The 19,393-nt window shown below is 72.9% G+C and carries 21 protein-coding genes; 4 read left to right on the top strand and 17 right to left on the bottom strand.

Annotated elements, in window-relative coordinates:
- The first annotated feature begins 8 nt into the window (after nt 1–8).
- Nucleotides 9–998: a DUF5954 family protein gene (locus tag ABD140_RS18255; RefSeq protein ID WP_344242060.1), complete on the top strand. Its 990-nt coding sequence runs from the start codon at nt 9–11 to the stop codon at nt 996–998.
- 157 nt (nt 999–1,155) lie between these two features.
- Here the strand turns inward: ABD140_RS18255 and thiI are convergent, their stop codons facing one another.
- From thiI to ABD140_RS18200, 11 genes are all read right to left on the bottom strand, one after another.
- Complete coding sequence (gene thiI, locus ABD140_RS18250; RefSeq protein ID WP_344242059.1) at nt 1,156–2,367, bottom strand: tRNA uracil 4-sulfurtransferase ThiI; 1,212 nt, start codon at nt 2,365–2,367, stop codon at nt 1,156–1,158.
- A gap of 88 nt (nt 2,368–2,455) precedes the next feature.
- Nucleotides 2,456–3,481: a 6-phosphofructokinase gene (locus tag ABD140_RS18245; RefSeq protein ID WP_344242058.1), complete on the bottom strand. Its 1,026-nt coding sequence runs from the start codon at nt 3,479–3,481 to the stop codon at nt 2,456–2,458.
- Between the two features lie 124 nt (nt 3,482–3,605).
- Nucleotides 3,606–4,121: an SCO6045 C-terminal-like domain-containing protein gene (locus ABD140_RS18240; RefSeq protein ID WP_344242057.1), complete on the bottom strand. Its 516-nt coding sequence runs from the start codon at nt 4,119–4,121 to the stop codon at nt 3,606–3,608.
- The gene (locus tag ABD140_RS18235; protein ID WP_344242056.1) at nt 4,118–4,942 is read right to left on the bottom strand and encodes an MbnB/TglH/ChrH family RiPP precursor modification enzyme; all 825 of its coding nucleotides are present in this window, start codon (nt 4,940–4,942) and stop codon (nt 4,118–4,120) included. The genes ABD140_RS18240 and ABD140_RS18235 overlap by 4 nt, the downstream gene beginning before the upstream one ends.
- Complete coding sequence (locus ABD140_RS18230; protein WP_344242055.1) at nt 4,939–6,021, bottom strand: TIGR04222 domain-containing membrane protein; 1,083 nt, start codon at nt 6,019–6,021, stop codon at nt 4,939–4,941. Before ABD140_RS18230 ends, ABD140_RS18235 begins: the two co-directional genes overlap by 4 nt.
- A 122-nt stretch (nt 6,022–6,143) precedes the next feature.
- Nucleotides 6,144–7,469, bottom strand: coding sequence for a TIGR04222 domain-containing membrane protein (locus ABD140_RS18225; RefSeq protein WP_344242054.1), 1,326 nt, complete (start codon nt 7,467–7,469; stop codon nt 6,144–6,146).
- Nucleotides 7,470–7,702: 233 nt separating this feature from the next.
- On the bottom strand, nt 7,703–8,584 hold the full coding sequence (locus ABD140_RS18220) for a TIGR04222 domain-containing membrane protein (RefSeq protein ID WP_344242053.1): 882 nt from the start codon (nt 8,582–8,584) through the stop codon (nt 7,703–7,705).
- 58 nt (nt 8,585–8,642) lie between these two features.
- Entirely contained in the window at nt 8,643–9,539 is an 897-nt protein-coding gene (locus tag ABD140_RS18215; protein WP_344242052.1) for a TIGR04222 domain-containing membrane protein, read from the bottom strand.
- A gap of 84 nt (nt 9,540–9,623) precedes the next feature.
- Nucleotides 9,624–10,274, bottom strand: coding sequence for a response regulator (locus ABD140_RS18210; RefSeq protein ID WP_344242051.1), 651 nt, complete (start codon nt 10,272–10,274; stop codon nt 9,624–9,626).
- A 77-nt stretch (nt 10,275–10,351) separates the two neighbouring features.
- The gene (gene macS / locus ABD140_RS18205) at nt 10,352–11,470 is read right to left on the bottom strand and encodes a MacS family sensor histidine kinase (protein WP_344242050.1); all 1,119 of its coding nucleotides are present in this window, start codon (nt 11,468–11,470) and stop codon (nt 10,352–10,354) included.
- Nucleotides 11,467–12,183, bottom strand: coding sequence for a lysophospholipid acyltransferase family protein (locus ABD140_RS18200; protein ID WP_344242184.1), 717 nt, complete (start codon nt 12,181–12,183; stop codon nt 11,467–11,469). The genes macS and ABD140_RS18200 overlap by 4 nt, the downstream gene beginning before the upstream one ends.
- Nucleotides 12,184–12,411: 228 nt before the next feature.
- Between ABD140_RS18200 and ABD140_RS18195 the strand changes: the two genes are divergently transcribed.
- Complete coding sequence (locus tag ABD140_RS18195; RefSeq protein ID WP_344242183.1) at nt 12,412–13,110, top strand: hypothetical protein; 699 nt, start codon at nt 12,412–12,414, stop codon at nt 13,108–13,110.
- An 84-nt stretch (nt 13,111–13,194) separates the two neighbouring features.
- Here ABD140_RS18195 and ABD140_RS18190 read toward each other — a convergent pair whose 3' ends face one another.
- From ABD140_RS18190 to ABD140_RS18165, 6 genes are all read right to left on the bottom strand, one after another.
- On the bottom strand, nt 13,195–13,611 hold the full coding sequence (locus ABD140_RS18190; RefSeq protein ID WP_344242049.1) for a hypothetical protein: 417 nt from the start codon (nt 13,609–13,611) through the stop codon (nt 13,195–13,197).
- A gap of 145 nt (nt 13,612–13,756) precedes the next feature.
- On the bottom strand, nt 13,757–14,482 hold the full coding sequence (locus ABD140_RS18185; RefSeq protein WP_344242048.1) for an endonuclease/exonuclease/phosphatase family protein: 726 nt from the start codon (nt 14,480–14,482) through the stop codon (nt 13,757–13,759).
- A complete protein-coding gene (locus ABD140_RS18180; RefSeq protein ID WP_344242047.1) occupies nt 14,457–15,401 on the bottom strand; it encodes an ROK family glucokinase in 945 nt (314 codons plus the stop codon). Before ABD140_RS18180 ends, ABD140_RS18185 begins: the two co-directional genes overlap by 26 nt.
- A 50-nt stretch (nt 15,402–15,451) precedes the next feature.
- A complete protein-coding gene (locus tag ABD140_RS18175; RefSeq protein WP_344242046.1) occupies nt 15,452–15,829 on the bottom strand; it encodes a DUF5304 family protein in 378 nt (125 codons plus the stop codon).
- 81 nt (nt 15,830–15,910) lie between these two features.
- Entirely contained in the window at nt 15,911–16,345 is a 435-nt protein-coding gene (locus ABD140_RS18170; RefSeq protein WP_344242045.1) for an SRPBCC family protein, read from the bottom strand.
- 33 nt (nt 16,346–16,378) lie between these two features.
- Nucleotides 16,379–17,152 (bottom strand): metallophosphoesterase family protein, encoded by a 774-nt coding sequence (locus ABD140_RS18165; protein ID WP_344242044.1) that lies wholly within the window; start codon nt 17,150–17,152, stop codon nt 16,379–16,381.
- 153 nt (nt 17,153–17,305) lie between these two features.
- Between ABD140_RS18165 and ABD140_RS18160 the strand changes: the two genes are divergently transcribed.
- Together ABD140_RS18160 and ABD140_RS18155 are read left to right on the top strand one after the other, a co-directional pair.
- A complete protein-coding gene (locus tag ABD140_RS18160; protein ID WP_344242043.1) occupies nt 17,306–19,081 on the top strand; it encodes an AMP-dependent synthetase/ligase in 1,776 nt (591 codons plus the stop codon).
- A gap of 149 nt (nt 19,082–19,230) precedes the next feature.
- Nucleotides 19,231–19,392: a hypothetical protein gene (locus ABD140_RS18155; protein ID WP_344242042.1), complete on the top strand. Its 162-nt coding sequence runs from the start codon at nt 19,231–19,233 to the stop codon at nt 19,390–19,392.
- Nucleotide 19,393: the final 1 nt, after the last annotated feature.

Raw genomic sequence — 19,393 nt, 5'->3', positions numbered from 1 at the left:
TGTGGGGCATGCCCCATGAGGACGAGGCTCTGCGACAAGGGCTACGCGAGCTCACCACCACCGATCCGGTGCGGGCGCTCGTCGCGCAGGACGCCCGGCGAGCCCGGCGGGAGTACCCGCTGACCGTCCTGGCCGGACCCATGTTCGGGGTCGCCGAGGAGCTCGGCGCGGACTGGCGGGTGATCACGCTGGGCGAGGCCACGCCCCAGTGCTCCCGCGACGACCTCGCCGGGCACCTGCGGATGGAGGCGCGCGCCGCCGCCGAGCCCGAGCCCTACCTGGCCGCCGCCCGCGTCCTGGACTGGGAGCGCCACGACGAGCTCGCCGTGGCGGGCCGCCGGTTCCGGATCATCCGGGTGGAGCAGCTCCTGCGGCTGAACCTCGACGGCGAGCCCGAACCGCCGCGGCCCACCGACCCCGACCCCCGCACTCCCCCCGTCCCCCGGTACGAGGTACTGGCCGCCCCCCGGCACGAGATGCAGGACCCCCCGGGCCGGGAGGACCCGGCCGAGGCCGAGGCCGCCGAGCTCGCCGTGCGCTTCGCCGAGGCCGTCGACCTGCCGGGCACCGACGGCGAGCTGGTCAGGGCCGACGCCCTGCGGGCGGAGCTCTCCCACCCCGTTCCCGTGCCCATGATCCCGGTCTTCTCCGTCGCCGAGTACCTGCACGACGGCTGGCGGTCGGCGACCGCGGCCTGCCCCACCCCGCAGCGGGCCCGGGAGGCGCTCGCCGAGTACCTCCAGCAGGTCGCGCCCGTGGTGGAGCGCGTCGACGAGCGCACCCGCTCGGCCTACGACGAGGCGGCCGGGCGGCTCCTGGCCGGCCGGCTCGACGAGCTGGCGGTGTGCGGGCGGCGCTTTCGCATCGTGCGCGTGGAGAAGGCGGCGCGGTTCGGCGAGGACGGCCCCGAGCCGCCCCGCCCCTCGGACTTCGACCCCGACCCGCCGGTCGAGGTCCTCGCCCTCCGGCTGCGCGCCGAGGGGATCATCGAGGACTGACCCCGCGCCCCGACGCGGCCCGGCCCGTCCGTCGGCCCGTCGGTCCAGGACGTCCGTCGGTTCAGGCCGTGCGTCAGTCCGAGGCGTCCATCAGTCCGGACCGTCCGTCAGTCGGACCGTCCGTCAGTCCGGACCGTCCGTCAGTCCGGACCGTCGGTCAGTCCGAGCCGTAGACCGGGCGGTGCTCCTGCACCGAGTCGGCCAGCTGCTCGGCCAGCTCCTCGGCGTCCAGCCGCTTCTCGATCTGGCGCAGGTCGGCGATGCGGGCGGCGGTCTCGGGCCGGCGCGGGGCCAGCATCGAGCAGCAGTCCTCGTCGGGCAGCTCGGAGATGGCCAGGGTGGCGTTGCGGCGCGCCTGGTCCATGATCTCGATCTTGTCCATGCCGACCAGCGGGCGCAGGATCGGCAGGTCCACCGCGTCGTCCAGCGCCGTCATGTTGACCAGGGTCTGGCTGGCCACCTGGCCCAGCGCGTCGCCGGTGATGAGCGCGCCGGCGCGGCGCCGCTCGGCGACGATCTCGGCGGTCTTGAGCATCAGCCGCCGCTGGGCCACGATCGCCAGCCGGTCCTCGCCCGCGGACTTGATCTGCTGCTGGGCCTTGCCGAACGGCACCACGTACAGCCGCGAGTCGCCCTGGAACTTGTCGAGCTCGCGCACCAGCGCGTACGCCTTGTAGATCGACTCGGGGCCGGTGAAGGGCATGCCGGAGAAGTGCAGGTAGTCCACCCGCAGGCCGCGCCGCATCATCCGGTAGGCGGCGACCGGGGAGTCGATGCCGCCGGACATCAGCACCAGGCCGCGCCCGCTGGAGCCCACCGGCAGGCCGCCCTGGCCGGGCGCGCCGTCGGTGTAGACGAACACCTCGTCGCGGTCGACCTCGATGGAGACGGTGATGTCGGGGGTCTTGAGGTTCACCGGCAGGCCGAACTTGACGTTGATCGCCGAGCCGACCGAGATCCCGATCTCCGACGAGGTGATCGGGAAGCGCTTGTCGCGGCGGCGCGGGCGCACCGCGAAGCTGCCGCCGCGGGCCGACATCGGGTGCTGGGCCACCGCCTCCAGGGCGGCCTCGGTCATCGACTCGACGTCCTTGGGCACCCGCTGCGCGCGGTGCACGATGACGATGCCCATGACGTCCTCCAGCCGCCTGGCGACCTTCTCGACGTCCTCGGCCAGGCCGCTCCCGGCCCGGATGATGATCACTCCGGAGCGCTGCCAGAGATCGATGCCGACCCCCGTGGAGGACAGCGCCTTGCGGATGTTGCTCTGCAGCCGCTGCTCGAACTGATGGCGGTTCTTGCCCTTCAGGACGATCTCGCCGAGCTTCAGCAGCACACACGGCTCACCGGCGGCGGGCGCCAGGGGCATGATTCGAACCTCCGTCAGACGTTGCGGGAACCGTCTTTCAGTGTCGCCCATTCCGGAGAGCACTTCGACCCGTTATCGGAGATCGCCCTCAGCCGAAGAAGACCTCGGCCTCGGCATACCGCTCCAGCGGCACCGTCTTGAGGGTGCCGACGGCCTCCGCCAGCGGCACCCGGACGATCTCCGTGCCGCGCAGCGCCACCATGGCGCCGAACGCCCCGGCGTGGACGGCGTCGGCCGCGTGCAGCCCGAACCGGGTGGCCAGCACCCGGTCGAACGCGGTGGGCGTCCCGCCGCGCTGGAGGTGGCCCAGGACGACCGAGCGCGCCTCCCGGCCGGTGCGCCGCTCCAGCTCCCCGGCGATCCGCTCCCCCACGCCGCCCAGCCGCACGTGCCCGAAGGCGTCGAGCTCGCCCGTCTGCAGCTCCAGCGAGCCCTCCAGCGGACGGGCGCCCTCGGAGACCACGAGGACCGCCGCGCGCGCCGCACCGAACCGCGCCTCGACGTGGGCCGTGACCTGCGCCATGTCGAACGGCCGCTCGGGCACCAGGACGACCTCGGCGCCCGCCGCCAGGCCGGTGTGCAGCGCGATCCAGCCGGCGTGCCTGCCCATCACCTCGCAGACCAGGGCCCGGTGGTGGCTCTCGGCGGTGGTGCGCAGCCGGTCGGCGGCCTCGGTGGCGATGGCGACGGCGGTGTCGAAGCCGAAGGTCTGGTCGGTGCCGCTGAGGTCGTTGTCGATGGTCTTGGGCACGCCCACCACCGGCACGCCCGCCTCGTGCAGGGCGTGCGCCACGCCCAGGGTGTCCTCGCCGCCGATCGCGACCAGGGCGTCCAGACCCAGCTCCGCCAGGTTGCGGGCGATGCGGCCGATCCCGTCCTCCTCCTTCAGCGGGTTGGTGCGCGAGGAGCCGAGGATCGTGCCGCCCAGCGGCAGGATGTCCCGGACGTCCGCCACGCCCAGGGGGACGGCGTCACGTTCGAGGGGCCCGCGCCACCCGTCGCGGAAGCCGGTGAACTCGGCGCCGTACTCCTTCGCCCCCCGGCGCACCAGCCCCCGGATCGCCGCGTTGAGCCCCGGGCAGTCGCCCCCTCCGGTGAGCACTCCGATGCGCATGACGTCCCCCTCGTCCTGAAACAGAAGATCCGGCCGCTGCCTCGACACTAACCTCCGCCCCAGGCGCCCCTCCGGCGGGGAAGCGCTCACCGGCGGCGAAGCCGGCCCGCCCGCGGGGAGGCGCTCACCGGCGCGGCCGGAAGACCACCACGCGGCTCCAGAAGCCCAGTACGGCCCCGCCCGGCACCCGGCGCACCACCGGTCCCCGGCGCAGCCGCGGCTCGTCCCCGTACCGCCACCGCGCCTCGCAGACGGCGAGCGCGGTCAGCGCCTCGGCGTCCAGCGAGCACCGGTGCGCGCGGGCGAAGTCCCAGCCGTCCCGCCAGGACCCCTGCGGCGGCCTGTCCCTCGCCCAGGCGCGGAACAGCTCGCCGTAGGGCAGCAGCTGCGGCCACGTCCCGGTCACCTCCCCGAACCGCTTGTTGCGCAGCGCCCGCCCCGCCGCCCCCACCCGCGCCCCGTCGAACCCCTCGGGAAGCGGCCCGCCCGCCACCAGCGCCCGGACGAGCGCCTCCTGCCTCTCGGCCAGACTCCCCGCGCCTGGGCTCCCCGCGGCCAGGCTCTCCGTATCCGCGCTCCCCGCGTCCGGGCTTTCCATGCCCGCGCTCTCTGCGGCCAGGCTCCCCGCGTCCGTGCTCACGTCACCCTCGCCAGTCCCGCCGCGTCGGCGATCGCGTCCAGTTCGGCCCGCAGCTCTGCGGCCGGCGGATAACGCCCGTCGCGCTCCAGCAGGTAGCCCAGCCGCGCCTCCGCCGTACTGCGCGCCTCCGCCTCGGTCACCAGCGCGAGCACCTCCTGGCGCAACGCGTGCGTGTGGGTGTCGTGGTAGTAGCCGTCGTGCTCGCTGCCCCCCGCCACATGGCAGTAGGCGATGCGGTCCAGCGGAAAGGACTCCAGCACTTTCAACGGGTCCTGCCCCCGGTTGCGCGCGTTGGCGTACACGTTCGCCACGTCCAGCAGAAGCAGCGCCCCCGTCCTGTCGAGCAGCTCCGTGAGGAAATCCCCCTCCGCGTACTCGTCCTCCGGCCAGTCGAAGAACGCCGCGATCGGCTCCACGGCCAACGGCACACCCAGCTCCGCCGTGGTGAGCCGAACGTTGCGCACCAACGCGTCCAGCGCCTCCCGGGTACGCGGCACCGGCAGCAGATGCCCTACTTCCATCCCCCCGGCCCGCACGAACGCCACATGCTCACTGACCAGCGGCGCCCCCAGCAGCTCAGCGCAGCCCGCCAGATGCGCCACTCTTTCGGGCTCCACCGGATCAGCCCCGCCCAACGACAACCGCACCCCGTGCGGCACGATCCGCGCTCCCCGGTCCCGCAGTTCCAGCAACGCCGGATGCGGATGGTGCAGCGACTCCGCGATCACCTCACTGAACCCCGAGTCCACCAGCCCCGGCAGCTCCTCCACGAACCGCGCGAGCGCAGGCCGCCACCCGATCCCGACTCCCGGACCGCTCACCCGCCGCACCCTCCGCCACCGCCACCGCCGCAACCGCCCCCGGAGCCACTGGAACTGCTGGAACTGGAGCTGCTGGAGGAGCCTTCGTAGACTCCGCCGTAGGAGGAGCCGCTCGAGAACGAGCTTCCGCGGCTATCGCGCCGCGCCGCGGCTTTCTTGTCCTTTTTCTTCTGCACCGTCACCTTCTCAGCCTCTTCGCCGAGCGCTGCGGACCGCTCGGCCGCTCTGCGCTTTTCACGCTTCTTGCGCCGCCCCGCGATCCGCTCGGACTCACCCTTGATCACGGCGTCGAAGTCCGGATCCGCGGCCGCCAGGTCGGCGGTCCCGAAGTACGCCATGCGCAGCACGAGCTCGGCCGTTCCGCGGCCGTCCTCGTCCCGCGAAGGCCGCGAGCGCGATTCCCGGAGCCGCTCCTGCACCGTGGCGTGCCACTCCTCTCGGAGCCTCTCCTCCCAGCTCGGCCGGGGAGTTCCCGGAACCCACCAGCGCAGGAGGACCGGGATGCCCGCCGCCAGACCCAGCAGGAGGAGCAGCAGGAACAGGATCGGCTTGCCGTTCGCCGCCCCCGCCCAGAGCCGGACCACGCCCAACGGCAGCAGGAGCACCAGAGGAAGCACCGCGAGCCTGGACCACCGCATCCGTGCGAGATGATCGCGCCACAGCCCGTCCTTCCAGGCCCGGTACTCCTTCCGCAGCCGGGCGAGCTCGGACCTGACAAGCCGATCGCCTCCGACCCCGCCGAGCCGTCTCCCGCCGGCCAGCGCCTGAAGGACCGCACGGTCCAACGGCCCGGTCAGGTCCTCACCGTCGCCGACCGACCGCAACGCCCCGCCGTCCGCCACCGCGACCAGGCCCCTGGACCGCAGGAACACCAGGCTCGCGGCGACGACGCCGTTCTCCCACGCGGCCCGCGCGCTCAAGGGCGCCAGAGCGTAGCTGTGCAGCTCGGGCAGCACCGGCAGCCGCTTCGCCACCCGGTTCCGGACGGCCACCGCGAACCCCGTCGACAGGAGGGCCGCCAGAGCGAACCCCGCGAGAAAGACGGGACCGGTGATGCCCCAGGTGGGCGGGGAATCCATCACGTGCCTCCACTCCGATACTCGAGCGGGTCCGGAAGGTCATCCACGTAGACGAGAGGAACGGCGCACAGGTTCACCCCGAATCAGCCGTTCCCTCCTCTCCCGTCAACGCCCTTCGCCGCTCACCCGCCGCATCCGCCTCCACCACCGCCTCCACCGCCACAACCGCCGCCTCCACCGCCGCAACTGATGGAGCGGCTGGAGCCGCCGGAGTCATTGGAACTACTAGAGCCACTGGAACTGCCAGAGCCACTGGAGCCGCTGGAACGGCTAGGGCCGCTGGAGCTACTGGAGCCGCTGGAGGGGCCGTCGTAGGCTCCGCCGTAGGAAGAGCCGCTCGAGAACCGGCTTCTGCCCCTCGAGCTACGTCTCTCACGCCGCGCAGCGGTCCTCTCGGCCTTCTCTGCCTTTTCACGTTGCGCCGCCTTCTCGGCATCTCCGCCCATCGCCGCGGCCCACTTGGCCGCTCTGAGCCTTTTGCGCTCTTCACGGCGCGACATGGTGCGCTCGGGCTCGGGCTCGGGCTCGGACGGGCGCTCAGGCTCGGGCTCGGGCTCGGGCTCGGACGGGCGCTCAGGCTCAGGCTCGAGCTCGGGCGTGCGCTCAGGCTCGGACGGACGCTCAGGCTCGGGCTGGGGCACGCCCTTGATCACGGCGTCGAGCTCCGGGTCCGCGGCCGCCAGATCGGCGGATCCGAAATACGCCATGCTCAGCACGAGCCCGGCCGTTCTGCGACCCGCCTCATCCTGCGGAGGTCGTGAGTGCGGCGTCCGAAGCCGCGCCCGCACGATGGCGTGCCCCTTCTCCCGGAACCTCTCCGCCCAGTCCGAGGACGAACGCCTGGGAACCCACCGCCGTGAGAGGAACGCGATCCCCCCGACCAGGACCAGCAGGAGGATCAGCAGGAACAGGACCGGTCTGCCGTTCGCCATGCCCGCCCAGAGCCGGACCACCCCCAACGGCAGCAGAAGCACCAGGGGAAGCAACGCGAGTCCGGACCACCGCATACGTGCGAGGTGATCCAGCCACAGCCCGTCCTTCCAGACCCGGTACTCCTCCCCCAGCCGGGCGAGTTCGGATCCGACGAGGGGATGGCCCTTGATCTCGCCGAGCCGCATCCCGTCGGCGAGCGCCCGAAGGACCGCGCGGTCCAGCGGCTCCGTCAGGTCCTCGCCGTCACCGGCCGCACGCAGCGTCCCGTCGCCCTCCACCGCGACCAGATCCCGGGACCGCAGGAACACCAGGCTCGCGGCGACGACGTCCTCCTCCCACGTGGGCCGCGACCCCAGGGGCGCCAGCGCATAACTGTGCAGCTCGGGCAGCACCGGCATCCGGTCCACCGACCGGTTCCGTACGGCCACCGCGAACGCCGTCAGCAGGAGGGCCGCCAAGCCGAACCCCACGAGAAAAACGGGGCCGGGGATGCCCCAGGTGGGCGGCGAGTCCATCACGTGCCTCCACTCCGGTACTCGGGCAGGTCCGGAAGGTCATCCACGTAGACGAGGGGAACGGCGCACAGGTTCACCCGAAGGAGAAGAGTACGTCGTTAGTCCATTTTCGGACACTCCATCCTGATAGCGCGCTTCCCCGCTCACCCGCCGCAGCCACCGCCATCGCCTCCGCCGTAGGAGGAGCCGCTCGAGAACGAGCTTCCGCGGCTCTCGCACCGCGCCGCGGCTTTCTAGCCCTTTTTCTTCTGCACCGTCGCCTTCTCAGCCTCTTCGCCGAGCGCTGCCGACCGCTCGGCCTCGGTCAAGGCGGCGAGTTCCGGAACCTCGTCCCGCAGGAGCGTGGGGCCGAAGTACGCCGTGCTCAGCACGAGCTCGTCCACGTTCTGGTCGGCTCCGTGCGGCAGCGGCCGCGAACGGGCTTCCCGGAGCCGCCTGCCCGCCATGGCCTCCCTTCTCTCCCGGAGCTCCCCGCTCCAGTCCCGGGACGGGGTCGTCGGAACCCACCGCCGCAGCAGAAGCGGAATCGCCGCGCCCAAGAGCAGCAGGAACGACACGAACAGCAGCAGGAAGCCGGTCGGCTCGCCGTTCACCACGTCCGCGAGGAACCGGACCGACCCCACCGCCAGCAGGGCCCCCAGCGGGAGCAGCGCCGGCCTGGCTCTGCGCGCCGCCGCCTGGGAGGCCCGGCGGGCCCCGGCCTCCCATTCCCGGTACTCCTTCTGCAGCCGGAGGAGTTCGGACGCGACGGCGGGATGCCCCTTCAGGCTCCTGATCTCCTCGCTTTCGCCGACCGCCCGGCAGACCGCGCGGCCCAGCGGATCGGCCAGGTCCGCACCGCCGCCTCCGACCGGCCGCACCACCCTGCCGTGCGCCACCTCGACCAGGCCCTTGGATCGCAGGCGCACCAGGCTCGCGACGACGACGTCGTCCTTCCAGCTCCTTCGCGGGCTCAAGCACGCCAGCACGTACCCGTGCAGGTCGTCGGTCTCCGGCAGGCGGCTCACGGCCCGTTCCCGGACCGCCAGCGCGAACACCGCCAGCAGGACTCCTGTCGGGGCGAACGCCACGAGGAAGACCGGACCGCTGATGCCCCAGACAGGCGATGTGTCCATTGCTCGTCCTTCGCCGGCTCGTTCTCGGCCGATTCACCTGGAGGGCGTCCGGGGCCGCTCAGCCGCCGCAGCCGCCGCAACCGCCACCGCAGCCGCCTCCTCCTCCGCCGCCGTCGCCGCTGCCGCAGCCTCCGCCGCTGCTGCCGCCGTCGCCGCCGGCGGGAGCGGCCTGGCCGAGGCGCTGCTGGATCTCGGCCTGGGCGGCGAAGTCGGGGTCCATGGCGATCAGGGTGGCGACGCCGAAGAGGGCGACGCCCATGGCGGCGGCCTCGGGGCCGTGGGAGCGCCAGTCGGGGGTGGAGGAGGGCTGGAGCTGCTGGTAGCGGGTACGGGCGCCGCGAAGGACGACCGGCACGGACTTGGTGCGCTCGGGCACGTGCAGGAGGAAGGCCAGGACCACCGCGAAGGCGATGAGCAGGACGATGAGGAACCCGACCGGCCTGTCGTTCTGGACGCCCGCCACGAGCCGTGCCACGCCCACCAGCAGGACGAACAGCAGGGGCAGGGCGGCGGCGCGGACGGTGCGCCGGTCGTCGGGGCCCAGGAGCAGGCCCTCGGCGCGCAGGCCGTCGCGCAGTTCCTCCAGGCGCGGGCGCAGCAGGGAGTGGTCGGCCAGGTCGCCGGTGCGGACGGCGCGGCCGGCGGCCTTGAGGACCGCCTCGTCCAGCGGGGAGCGGGAGGCGACGGGGACGTCGCCGGTCCGCAGGGAGCCGCCCGGCTGCGCGGAGACCGCCCCGGACAGCCGCAGTCCCGCCAGGATGGAGGCGACGACCAGCCGGGGGCCGCCCTCCAGGTAGGCGAGTTCGTAGGGGTGGAGTTCACGCGAGGGGGTGCGGCCGGCCCGCAGCCGGTGGCGCGTCGCCAGCCCCAGCAGCCACGCCGCCACCGCCGCCAGGGCGAAGGCGCCGAGGAAAACCGGTCCGCTGATGCCCCAAGTGGTCGTCGAGTCCGTCATGTGACTCTCCCTCGGTCTCCCGGGCCGCGCCCGGTCTCGACCTGATAGATGCCGGAGAGAGCGCTCAGGTTCCGGTTCGGACGGCTATTCGCCGTCGAGACCCTTCTCGATCGCGTAACGCACCAGTTCCACCCGGTTGTGCAGCTGGAGCTTGCCCAGGGTGTTCTGGACGTGGTTCTGCACCGTGCGGTGGGACAGGACGAGGCGTTCGGCGATCTGCTTGTAGGTCAGGCCCTTGGCGACCAGCCGCAGGATCTCGGTCTCGCGGTCGGTCAGGCGCGGGGCGTCCGGCTCGGGCGCGGGCGCGGCGGCGAGCCTGCGGTACTCGCCCAGGACCAGGCCGGCCAGGCCCGGGGTGAAGACGGCGTCGCCCTCGGCGGTGCGCGCCACGGCGTCCAGGAACTCCTCGCGGGCCGCGGACTTGAGCAGGTAGCCGGTGGCGCCCGCCTTGACCGCCTCCAGCACGTCGGCCTGCTCGCCGCTGGCCGACAGCACCAGCACCCGCACCGGCGGTTCGGCGGCGGCCAGCGAGCGGGTCACCTGCACCCCGCTGATGTCGGGCAGCTGCAGGTCCACGACCGCGACCTGCGGCCGCGCCGCCGCGGCGATCCGCACCGCCTTGCGCCCCTCGCCCGCCGTGGCCACCACCTCGTACCCGGCCTCGGCCAGATCCCGCGCCACCGCCTCGCGCCACATCGGATGGTCGTCGACCACCATCACGCGGATCCCCGCCATCGTCCTCTCCTCACCGGGCTCCGGCCCGTCCGCGCGGGCTCCTGCGGCCCGCAGCGACCATCATGCACCCGTCCGCGTCAGCGCGGCCGGGGGACGACCAGTTCCAGCTCGGTGCCGGCGCCGGGCGAGGAGAAGATCTCGACGGTGCCGCCCAGGTCCTGGACGCGGCCCCTGATGGAGCGGGCGAGGCCCATCCGGCCGTCCCGCGCCGCGGCCTCCATCCGGCCCGCGGGGATGCCGGGGCCGTCGTCGCGGACGCTGACCGTCACCGTCTCCCCGTCGTCCTCCACCAGCACCCAGGCGCGAGCGTCCGGGCCGCAGTGGACGGAGACGTTGTCGAGGGCGGCGCCCACCGCGGCGGCCAGCTCGGCCGCGGCGTGGCCGGGCAGGCGCACCGGTGTCGCCGGGGCGGAGACCTGCACCGCGGACGAGGCGTAGCGGTCCAGCAGGTCGCGCAGGTCGCGTTCGCCGCCGGGCTCGGTCTCCCCGGCCGGGCGGGAGATCAGCGCGCGCAGCGCCACCTCCTGCTCGCCGGCGAGCCTGCCCAGCTCGGCGGCCTCGCCGCCCAGCTCGCTCCCCCGCCGCCGCACCAGCGCCAGCACCTGGAGCACCGAGTCGTGCAGGTCGCGGGCGAGCCGCTCGCGCTCCCTGGTGGCGGTCTCCAGCGCCACGGCCCGGGCCAGGCGCTCCTGGCTGTAGCGGGCCAGCCTGCCCAGGTAGCCGACCACCACCCCGCCCATCAGGAGCAGCACCAGCCCGTTGAGGGTGGTCTGCTGGAACTCCCCGCCGTACAGCCAGCGCAGCAGGAGGTCGGGGATGCCCACGAGCACCGCCGCCGCGGCGCCCCAGCGCACGCCGCCGAGCAGCGCCCACACCAGGACCGGGATCGCCACCCAGCTGGCCGTCAGGTTGGGGCGGCCGTCGGCCAGGTGCTGGGCCGTCTCCACCAGCCCGGTCGCCAGCAGGCACGCCGTGGACACCGCCAGGTCGAGACCGGCCAGAACCGGCCCCGCCCCGCCGCCGGCGTAGGCGCGGACGGTGAAGGCCGTCCAGGCCACCATGACGGCCAGGACGATCCAGCCACCCGCCGGGTGGAGGTAGGTCTGGTGGTTGGAGGCGATCAGGACCGCCGCGTAGACGCACGCGACGATCCGGAAGGCGGCGAGCGCCCGCCAGAGGGCGGCCTCGACGTTCACTCCTCGTCGTCGTCCCTGCGCACGGCCCTGCCCGCCTGCTCGGCCTTGACCTCGGCGGCGTAGCGGTCGACGTACTCCTGCCCGGACAACTCCCCGATCGCCGCCATGATCCGGTCGGTGATCAGGCGGAGCACCTCGCGGTCGTCCTCCCGGCCGTAGTACTCCGAGAAGTCCATCGGCTCGCCGAAGCGCACGCCGGGGCGCCCCGGCAGGCCGCGGACGCGCGGCCGCGAGCCGGCGGGCATCAGCTCGAAGGTGTGCATCATCGCCATCGGGATCACCGGCACCCGGCCCTGCAGCGCCAGCCGCGCCACCCCGGTCTTGCCCTTGAACAGCCGGTTGTCGGGCACCCGGGTGCCCTCTGGGTAGATGCCCAGCAGCTTGCCCTCGCGCAGCACCCGCAGCCCGGTGGACAGCGCCTCCTCGCTGGCCTTGCCGCCGGTGCGGTCGATCGGGATCACCCCGACGCCGCTGAAGAACATCCGGCTGAAGAAGCCCTTGATCCCCTTGCCGGTGAAGTAGTCGCGCTTGCCCAGGAAGACGATGCGGCGGCGCAGCGGCCAGGGGCCGAAGAAGTGGTCGGCGAACGACAGGTGGTTGCTGGCCAGGATGGCCGGGCCCTCCTCGGGCACGTTCTCCATGCCGTCGTTCTGCGGCCGCCAGAGGAGCACCAGGAGCGGTCCCACGATCGCCTTGACCACCCACCAGAACATCCTGACCGCCTCTTCTCCGTGTTCGATCATCCGGGGGACGACCCCCCGGACCCCGCGGTGGGTCCGGCCGATCCTCGCTTCGCTGCGGTCGTCCGGACTGGAAAGTGGGAGACATCTTCGCACGGGATCGGTCAGACGGAACGATCGCGCCCCCTTGCCCCCCGTGGGACGATTCGCACCGTAGGCTCGACGCATGATGGTCGCCGGAGTCCGGAGGGGTTGAGGGAAGTGAACCGCCGCGAGAACGGGCTGTCAGCGGACGCCTACGCGCCGCTGATCGACCTGGTACCCGAACTCGCCGACCAGCTGCTCACCGTGCTGCGCGAGGCGGGCATCGCCGCGTACGCGCTGCCCGGCGGCGGCGACGGTCCCGACATCCTGGACCACGTGCACGTCGACGCCGAGCGCAAGGGCGAGGCCGAGCGGCTGCTGCACGTCAACGTGCTGCGCGACCGCGTGGCGCCGCCCCCCGAGCGCGACGAGGACGCGATCTTCGCCGAGATCGTCGCCGGCTTCGGCGAGACGCCCACCGACGTGTCCTGGCCCGACGAGGAGAACCTCGGCCCCGCCGAGCCCGGCGACGACCTGCAGGACGGCGCCGGCCGGCTGCCGACCGCCCGGGTCGTCTACTACTCCGAGGGCCCGATGGGCAAGGGGGACGAGGACTTCCCCGAGCCGGACGAGGAAGGGCACTACGAGCCCCCGCCTCCCCCGCCGCTGCCCACCGGCGACGCCGCCAGCAGGCTCGCCTGGCTGTGCCTGATCGGCGGTCCGCTCTACATCCTGGTCACGGTGGTCTTCCGCTGGCCCGCGCCCGGCTGGGCGGCGTTCCTGGCCGTGGCCGCCTTCATCGGCGGCTTCGTCACCCTGGTCCTGCGCATGGGCGACGAGCCCCGGGACGGCGACGACGACGGCGCCGTCATCTGACGGGACCCGCCCCTCCCGGGGGACGGCCCCCGGACCCCCGCGGGACGCCCGCCCGATCCTCGCTTCGCTGCGGTCGTGCGCGCCTCAGCGGGCGACCTTGAGGTAGGCCTTCTCGACGGTCACCGGCACGGTGCCGAAGTTCTCGACCTCGGCGCGGTAGCGCCGCTTCTCGTCCATCCAGACCAGGCCGGAGAGGGTGAACTCCACCCGGGTGCCGTTGCCGACCTTGTCCTCGCCCAGGGCGTCCTTGGTGCGGGTGTCCTTGTCGCGCTCGTACTCGGTGATGGAGAGCTTGAGCTTCTCCCCGGCCGCCTGGCCGGCGGCGACGACGGTGAGGGTGGCCAGGTGGTAGGCCGACTCCTTGGGCAGCCAGTCGGCGTGGGCCCCGTCCTTGTGCACCTTGTCGGGGTCGTTCCACTCCTTGTCGAAGACCAGCGCCTGCCGCTTGCCCGGGGCCACCGTGACGGACGCGCCGCGGCCCAGGTTGATCAGGATCTTCAAGGGTCTACCCTCTCCGCCTTTATCGAATTTTTGGACTTTAGCGGCACCTGCCCGACAAAACAGGGGAACACACGTACTTGGGTGTGATGTCGTGAGTGAGACTTATCTCACCCACGGTGATCAGGGGCCGACCCTCCGGAGCCGCTCAGGGCAGCGCGATCCTGGCCAGCACCGGACAGTGGTCCGTGGCCTGCGGGAAGTCCCCCGCCGGGTCGGGGGGAACCCCGCAGCCCAGGACGCGCAGCGCCGGATCGGCGAACACCGCGTCGATCCGGCGCCGCGGCGCCCGCGCGGGGAAGGTCGGTCCGCGCCCTTCGGGGGCCAGCGCGTACCCGTCCTGGAACGCCCCGGCCAGCAGCCGCCACGCGGCGCCGCCGGGCGTCTCGTTGAAGTCGCCGGCCAGCACGACCGGCTCGGGGCAGGCCGCCAGCAGCCGGAGGATCTCCATCCCGTGCCGCAGCCGCGCGCCGGGCGCCAGGTCGAGATGGGTGGAGGCCACCGCGAGCGGCCGCCCGTCCACCCGGACCCGGGCCAGGGCCAGGGCCCTGCGGTGCAGCGGCGGCGACCACGTCAGCAGCCGGTAGTCGGCGGACAGCAGGCGCACGCGCGGGCCGCCGAGCACCGCGAGCCCGGCCTGCCTGCGGCTCGCCAGCACCCGCATCCCGCACGCCGCCGCCAGCGCGTCGCGCCGCGCCCGCCAGCGGCCGAAGCGCGGCACCTCCTGCAGGCACAGCAGGTCGGGCGCGCAGGAGCGCACCACGCGGGCCACCGCCTCCGGATCGTCCCGCAGCGACCTCAGGTTGTAGCCCAGGACCGCCACCGGCACGGCCGGGGCGGCCGCGGGCTCACTGCCGGGCGAGATCGGCGGCACCGACGATGCCGGCGTCCGGCCCGAGCTCGGCGACGCGCACGGCGCTCGGCCTGCGGTGCCCGTGCCCGGTGACCGCGTTGGCGAACGCCTTCTTGATCGGCTCCAGCAGCAGGTCGGCGACCGCCGACAGGCCGCCGCCGATGATGAACGCCCCCGGGTCCAGGGTGGCGGCGAGGTCGGCCATGCCTTGGCCGGTCCACTCGGCCACCGACTGGAAGCACTCCAGGGCCGCCGGGTCCCCCTCCCGCGCGGCCTGGGAGACCGCGAGGCCGGTGATCACCTCGGCCGAGCCGCCGCTGAGCTCGATCATGCGGGCCGCCCAGCCGGGGTTCACCCGGGCCAGGTCGCGCGCCTCGTGGGCGAGCGCGTTGCCCGAGGCGTACTGCTCCCAGCAGCCGCGGTTGCCGCAGCCGCAGCGCCGCCCGTCCGGGACCACCCGGATGTGCCCGAACTCCGCGCCGATGCCGTAGCGGCCCCGGTAGAGCCGGCCGTCGACGATGATGCCGCCGCCGATGCCGGTGCCCAGGGTGATGCAGACCAGGTAGCGCTCGCCGCGCCCGGCGCCGAAGCGCGCCTCGCCCCAGGCCATGGCGTTGGCGTCGTTCTCCACCACCACCGGCAGGCCGACCCGCTGCTCGACCTTGTCCTTGATCGGCTCGTCGCGCCAGGCGAGGTTGGGGGCGAACAGCACCACCGAACGGCTCTCGTCGACGAAGCCGGCCGCGCCCAGGCCGACCGCGACCACGTCGCGGTGCTCGGCCTTGAGCCGCCCGACCAGGTCGGCGATGGCGCCCGCGGTCTCCTCCGGGTTCTTGGAGGGCGTCGGCCTGCGCAGCTTCTCCAGGATCCGTCCCTGCTCGTCGACCACCCCGGCGGCGACCTTGGTCCCCCCCACGTCCACACCGATGGTCAGCGACATCGCCGCCCCTCCCCTTCCAGCCGGGCGGTCCTCGCACCCGGGTCGTACGGTCAGCCGATGTCCAGCGGGTCTTCCCCGCCGGTCCCGGAGCCCCCTCCGCGAGGCTCCCGGTCCGCCCGTCCCGTCCCGTCCCACCCGGTGGAGCGTGCCTCGCGGGAGCGTTCGTACCCGGCGAGGACGTCCTGGAAGGCGGAGAACAGGGACTGGCCTGCGTCGACCACATGGCCGAGGACGTCGGGACCGGAGGCCCTGGCGGCCTCCACCGTCCGGCAGACCGGGCATCCGTGGGGGCACACGTCGGCGGGGCGCTCCTCGCGCACCGCCTCGCTCCACACGTCGCCGCGGCCGCGGTCGTCGGACATCCGCCGGCGCAGGACGTCGAAGAGCTTGAAAGCCTCGTCGAGCGCGTGGCCAGGCTGATCGGTCATTCGTTCCACTCACCTCATGGTCGGCGGGTAACCGTATCGTGTTCGCACGGTTACCGGCAGGTATCGGTATAGTTCACCGGGTCATTTCTCGACCTGGCGTTTCAACCCTTTCAAAGCGGCGTCAATGATTATTTTCTCCGCTTTGCGCTTGAACATGCCGATCATCGGGATCTTCACGTCCACAGCCAGCTCGTAGACGACCTCGGTGCCCCCGCCGGCCCCGGTCAGGGCGTAGCGGCCGTTCATGCCGCTCACCACCGCGCCGGCCTCGGCCAGGTCCCAGCGCAGCTCCTCGTCCCCCGACCAGTGGCAGCGCACCGTGTAGGTGTCGCTGATCGGCCCGGACGCCAGCGTCATCCGCACCAGCTCGGGACGCCCGTCGGGGTGGGAGCTCAGGACCTGCGCCGCCTTGATCCCGTCCGCCCACTCGGGGTAGGCCGGGTAGTCGGCGATGACCCCCATGATCGCCGCCTTGTCCGCCTTGATGGTGATGCTGGAGCTCGTCCGGTCGGCCATCGCGCCCCCTTCGTGTGGTCCTACAGGCGGAGACTACTCTTCCAGCCGCAGGACGTAGGGCGTGCCCGAGGCGCGGAAGTGCCCCACGTTCACGCACTCGGTGCGGCCGATCCGCGTCCGGCGGGCCAGCGGCTGGTGGACGTGCCCGAACAGCGCGTACCGCGGCTGCATCTTCTCGATCGCCTGCAGCAGCGCCTCGCTGCCGCGCTCGAACCGGCGGGCGACGGTGTCGTAGAGCAGCTCGGGCACCGCGGGCGGGATGTGGCAGCACAGCACGTCCACCTCGCCGACGGCCTCGACCTTGGCGGCGTACTCCTCGTCGTCGATCTCGTACGGGGTGCGGTAGCGCGTGCGCAGGCCCCCTCCGACGAACCCGAAGCGCAGCCCGCCGATCTCCGCGGTCTGGCCGTCCAGGACGGTGTGCCCCTCGCGCGCGTACTCCGGCCACAGCGCCGGCACGTCGACGTTGCCGTACGTCAGGTAGGCGGGGGCGGGCATCGCGGCGAACAGCTCGGCGTACTGGCGGCGGACCGCGGCCTCGATGTGCGGCCAGGTGTCGCCCTCCAGGGTCGCCCACATCTCCTGGGAGAAGCGCCGCGACTCCTCGTAGTGCCGCCCGGCGCGCAGCGCCACGTAGCGGTCGGCGGCCTCCCTGCCGAAGAGCTCGGCGAACAGCCCCTGGCCGTGGTCCTCGTAGTCGATGAAGAGGATCAGGTCGCCCAGGCAGATCAGCGCGTCGGCGCCCTCCCCGGCCCGTGCGAGCGCGTCCGCCCTGCCGTGGACGTCACTCACCACATGGATCCGCATGGCTCCAACATAACCGCGCACCCCGAGGGGAGATATCCTTTGACCGCGTTTTGCCTGGTGAGAAGGGTGATGCAGACTACCCCTACCCACCGGTAGCAAAATCGCGGTACCGTCGATCAGCCCCACGTCCCGCACATGTGAAGGACCAAGTCAGTGCGCGAGTTCACCGTTCCCGCCCTGGTGGAAGTGCCCGACTCCGCGACGACGACCGACACGGTCTTCGAACGCGCGGCGCGCAACCCCGGACAGATCGCCTTCCGCAAGCCGGGCCCGTCCGGCTGGGAGCCCGTCTCCATCGGAGCCTTCCGGGACGAGGTGGCACGCCTGGCCAAGGGCCTGATCGCGCTGGGCGTGCAGCCCGGCGACCGGCTGGGGCTGCTGTCCCGCACCCGCTACGAGTGGACGGTCGTCGACTACGCGATCTGGGCCGCCGGCGCGGTCACCGTCCCCGTCTACGAGACCTCCTCGGTGGAGCAGATCTCCTGGATCCTCTCCGACTCCGGCGCCGCCGGGATCTTCACCGAGACCGCCGCGCACGCCGCGTCCGCCCGCGAGGCCGGCGCCGAGCGGGTCTGGGTGATCGACGAGGGCGGCCTGGCCGAGGTCGCCGCGGCGGGCGAGTCGGTCACCGACGAGCAGCTGGAGGAGCGGCGCACCTCCCGGCGCGGGAGCGACCTGGCCACGCTGATCTACACCTCCGGCACCACCGGGCGGCCCAAGGGCTGCGAGCTGACCCACGCCAACTTCACCGAGCTGTGCCGCAACGGCAAGGTCGGCGAGCTCGACGAGATCCTGGGCGCCAGCGGCGGCTCCACCCTGCTGTTCCTGCCGCTGGCCCACGTCTTCGCCCGGCTGATCCAGGTGCTGGTCATCGAGGCCGGCGTGGTGCTGGGCCACAGCCCCGACATCAAGAACCTGCTGGAGGACCTCGGCTCGTTCCGGCCGACCTTCCTGCTGGCCGTGCCGCGGGTCTTCGAGAAGGTCTACAACGGCGCCGAGCAGAAGGCCATCGCCGGCGGCAAGGGCAAGATCTTCGCCAAGGCGGCCGACACCGCGATCGCCTACAGCAGGGCGCTGGACGCCGGAGGCCCGCCGCTGGGCCTGAAGCTCAAGCACGCGGTCTTCGACAAGCTGGTCTACGGCAAGCTGCGCGACGCCGTGGGCGGCAACGTCACCCACGCCGTCTCCGGCGGCGCGGCCCTGGGCGACCGGCTCGGCCACTTCTTCCGCGGGGTGGGCATCACCATCCTGGAGGGCTACGGCCTGACCGAGACCACCGCCCCCGCCACGGTCAACACCCCGCGCCACATGCGGATCGGCACGGTCGGGCGCCCGCTGCCGGGCACCTCGGTGCGCATCGCCGAGGACGGCGAGGTCCTCATCAAGGGCGTCGGCGTGCTGCGCGGCTACTGGAACAACGAGGCGGCGAGCAAGGACGCGCTGGAGGACGGCTGGTTCCGCACCGGCGACCTGGGCTCCCTGGACGCCGAGGGGTTCCTGGCCATCACCGGGCGCAAGAAGGAGATCCTGGTCACCGCGGGCGGCAAGAACGTCGCCCCGGCTCCGCTGGAGGACCGGGTGCGGGCGCACCCGCTGGTCAGCCAGTGCCTGGTGGTCGGCGACGGACGCAAGTTCATCGCCGCCCTGATCACCCTGGACGCCGAGGCCGCCGGGCCCTGGCAGGAGGTCAACGGGCTGGCGGGCGTGCCGTTCGCCGAGCTGGCCGCGCACCCGACGGTCAAGGAGGAGATCGCCAAGGCCGTCGCCGGCGCCAACCTGTCGGTCTCGCGGGCCGAGCAGATCCGCGAGTTCCGCATCCTGCCGGGCGACTTCACCGTCGAGAACGAGTACCTCACCCCGTCGCTGAAGGTCAAGCGCCACCTGGTGGTGCGGGACTTCGCGGCGGAGATCGACGGGATCTACGGCTGACCGCCCTGCCGGGTCATGGCGCATGATCTACCTTTTCCCTGTTCTGTCCTGATTTGCCGCAAGTAAGACTGGTGGCGTCCGGAGCACCACCGCTTCCGGACTCCGCTCGTCGGACGCAGGTCGGACGGACCAGGGAGGTCGACACCGCGATGGCCCGGCTCTCACGCAACAAGATCGAAGAAGGCGCGCAGGCCGAGAGGCGCCGCTCCGCGAAGAACAAGATCAACCGCCAGCCGCAGCCGCCGGTCAAGACGGGCAGGGAAGAGGCGGCCAAGAAGTCCCTCCCCCTGCGCCGCGGCAAGGGCCGCTGAG

The sequence above is a fragment of the Actinocorallia libanotica genome (assembly GCF_039525175.1).
GTDB classification, from domain to species: domain Bacteria; phylum Actinomycetota; class Actinomycetes; order Streptosporangiales; family Streptosporangiaceae; genus Actinocorallia; species Actinocorallia libanotica.
Note: the sequence above shows the minus strand (reverse complement) of the source record. Positions and strands in the feature narration are given on the sequence as shown.

Coding starts and splice junctions, on each gene's coding strand:
- ABD140_RS18175 (WP_344242046.1), bottom strand. CDS start 15,829: ATGACCGATCAGCCTGGCCACGCGCTCGACGAGGCTTTCAAGCTCTTC.
- ABD140_RS18255 (WP_344242060.1), top strand. CDS start 9: ATGCCCCATGAGGACGAGGCTCTGCGACAAGGGCTACGCGAGCTCACC.
- ABD140_RS18230 (WP_344242055.1), bottom strand. CDS start 6,021: ATGGATTCCCCGCCCACCTGGGGCATCACCGGTCCCGTCTTTCTCGCG.
- thiI (WP_344242059.1), bottom strand. CDS start 2,367: ATGCCCCTGGCGCCCGCCGCCGGTGAGCCGTGTGTGCTGCTGAAGCTC.
- ABD140_RS18220 (WP_344242053.1), bottom strand. CDS start 8,584: ATGGACACATCGCCTGTCTGGGGCATCAGCGGTCCGGTCTTCCTCGTG.
- ABD140_RS18210 (WP_344242051.1), bottom strand. CDS start 10,274: ATGGCGGGGATCCGCGTGATGGTGGTCGACGACCATCCGATGTGGCGC.
- ABD140_RS18225 (WP_344242054.1), bottom strand. CDS start 7,469: ATGGACTCGCCGCCCACCTGGGGCATCCCCGGCCCCGTTTTTCTCGTG.
- ABD140_RS18200 (WP_344242184.1), bottom strand. CDS start 12,183: ATGTTCTGGTGGGTGGTCAAGGCGATCGTGGGACCGCTCCTGGTGCTC.
- ABD140_RS18165 (WP_344242044.1), bottom strand. CDS start 17,152: ATGCGGATCCATGTGGTGAGTGACGTCCACGGCAGGGCGGACGCGCTC.
- ABD140_RS18180 (WP_344242047.1), bottom strand. CDS start 15,401: ATGTCGCTGACCATCGGTGTGGACGTGGGGGGGACCAAGGTCGCCGCC.
- ABD140_RS18155 (WP_344242042.1), top strand. CDS start 19,231: ATGGCCCGGCTCTCACGCAACAAGATCGAAGAAGGCGCGCAGGCCGAG.
- ABD140_RS18215 (WP_344242052.1), bottom strand. CDS start 9,539: ATGACGGACTCGACGACCACTTGGGGCATCAGCGGACCGGTTTTCCTC.
- ABD140_RS18245 (WP_344242058.1), bottom strand. CDS start 3,481: ATGCGCATCGGAGTGCTCACCGGAGGGGGCGACTGCCCGGGGCTCAAC.
- ABD140_RS18170 (WP_344242045.1), bottom strand. CDS start 16,345: ATGGCCGACCGGACGAGCTCCAGCATCACCATCAAGGCGGACAAGGCG.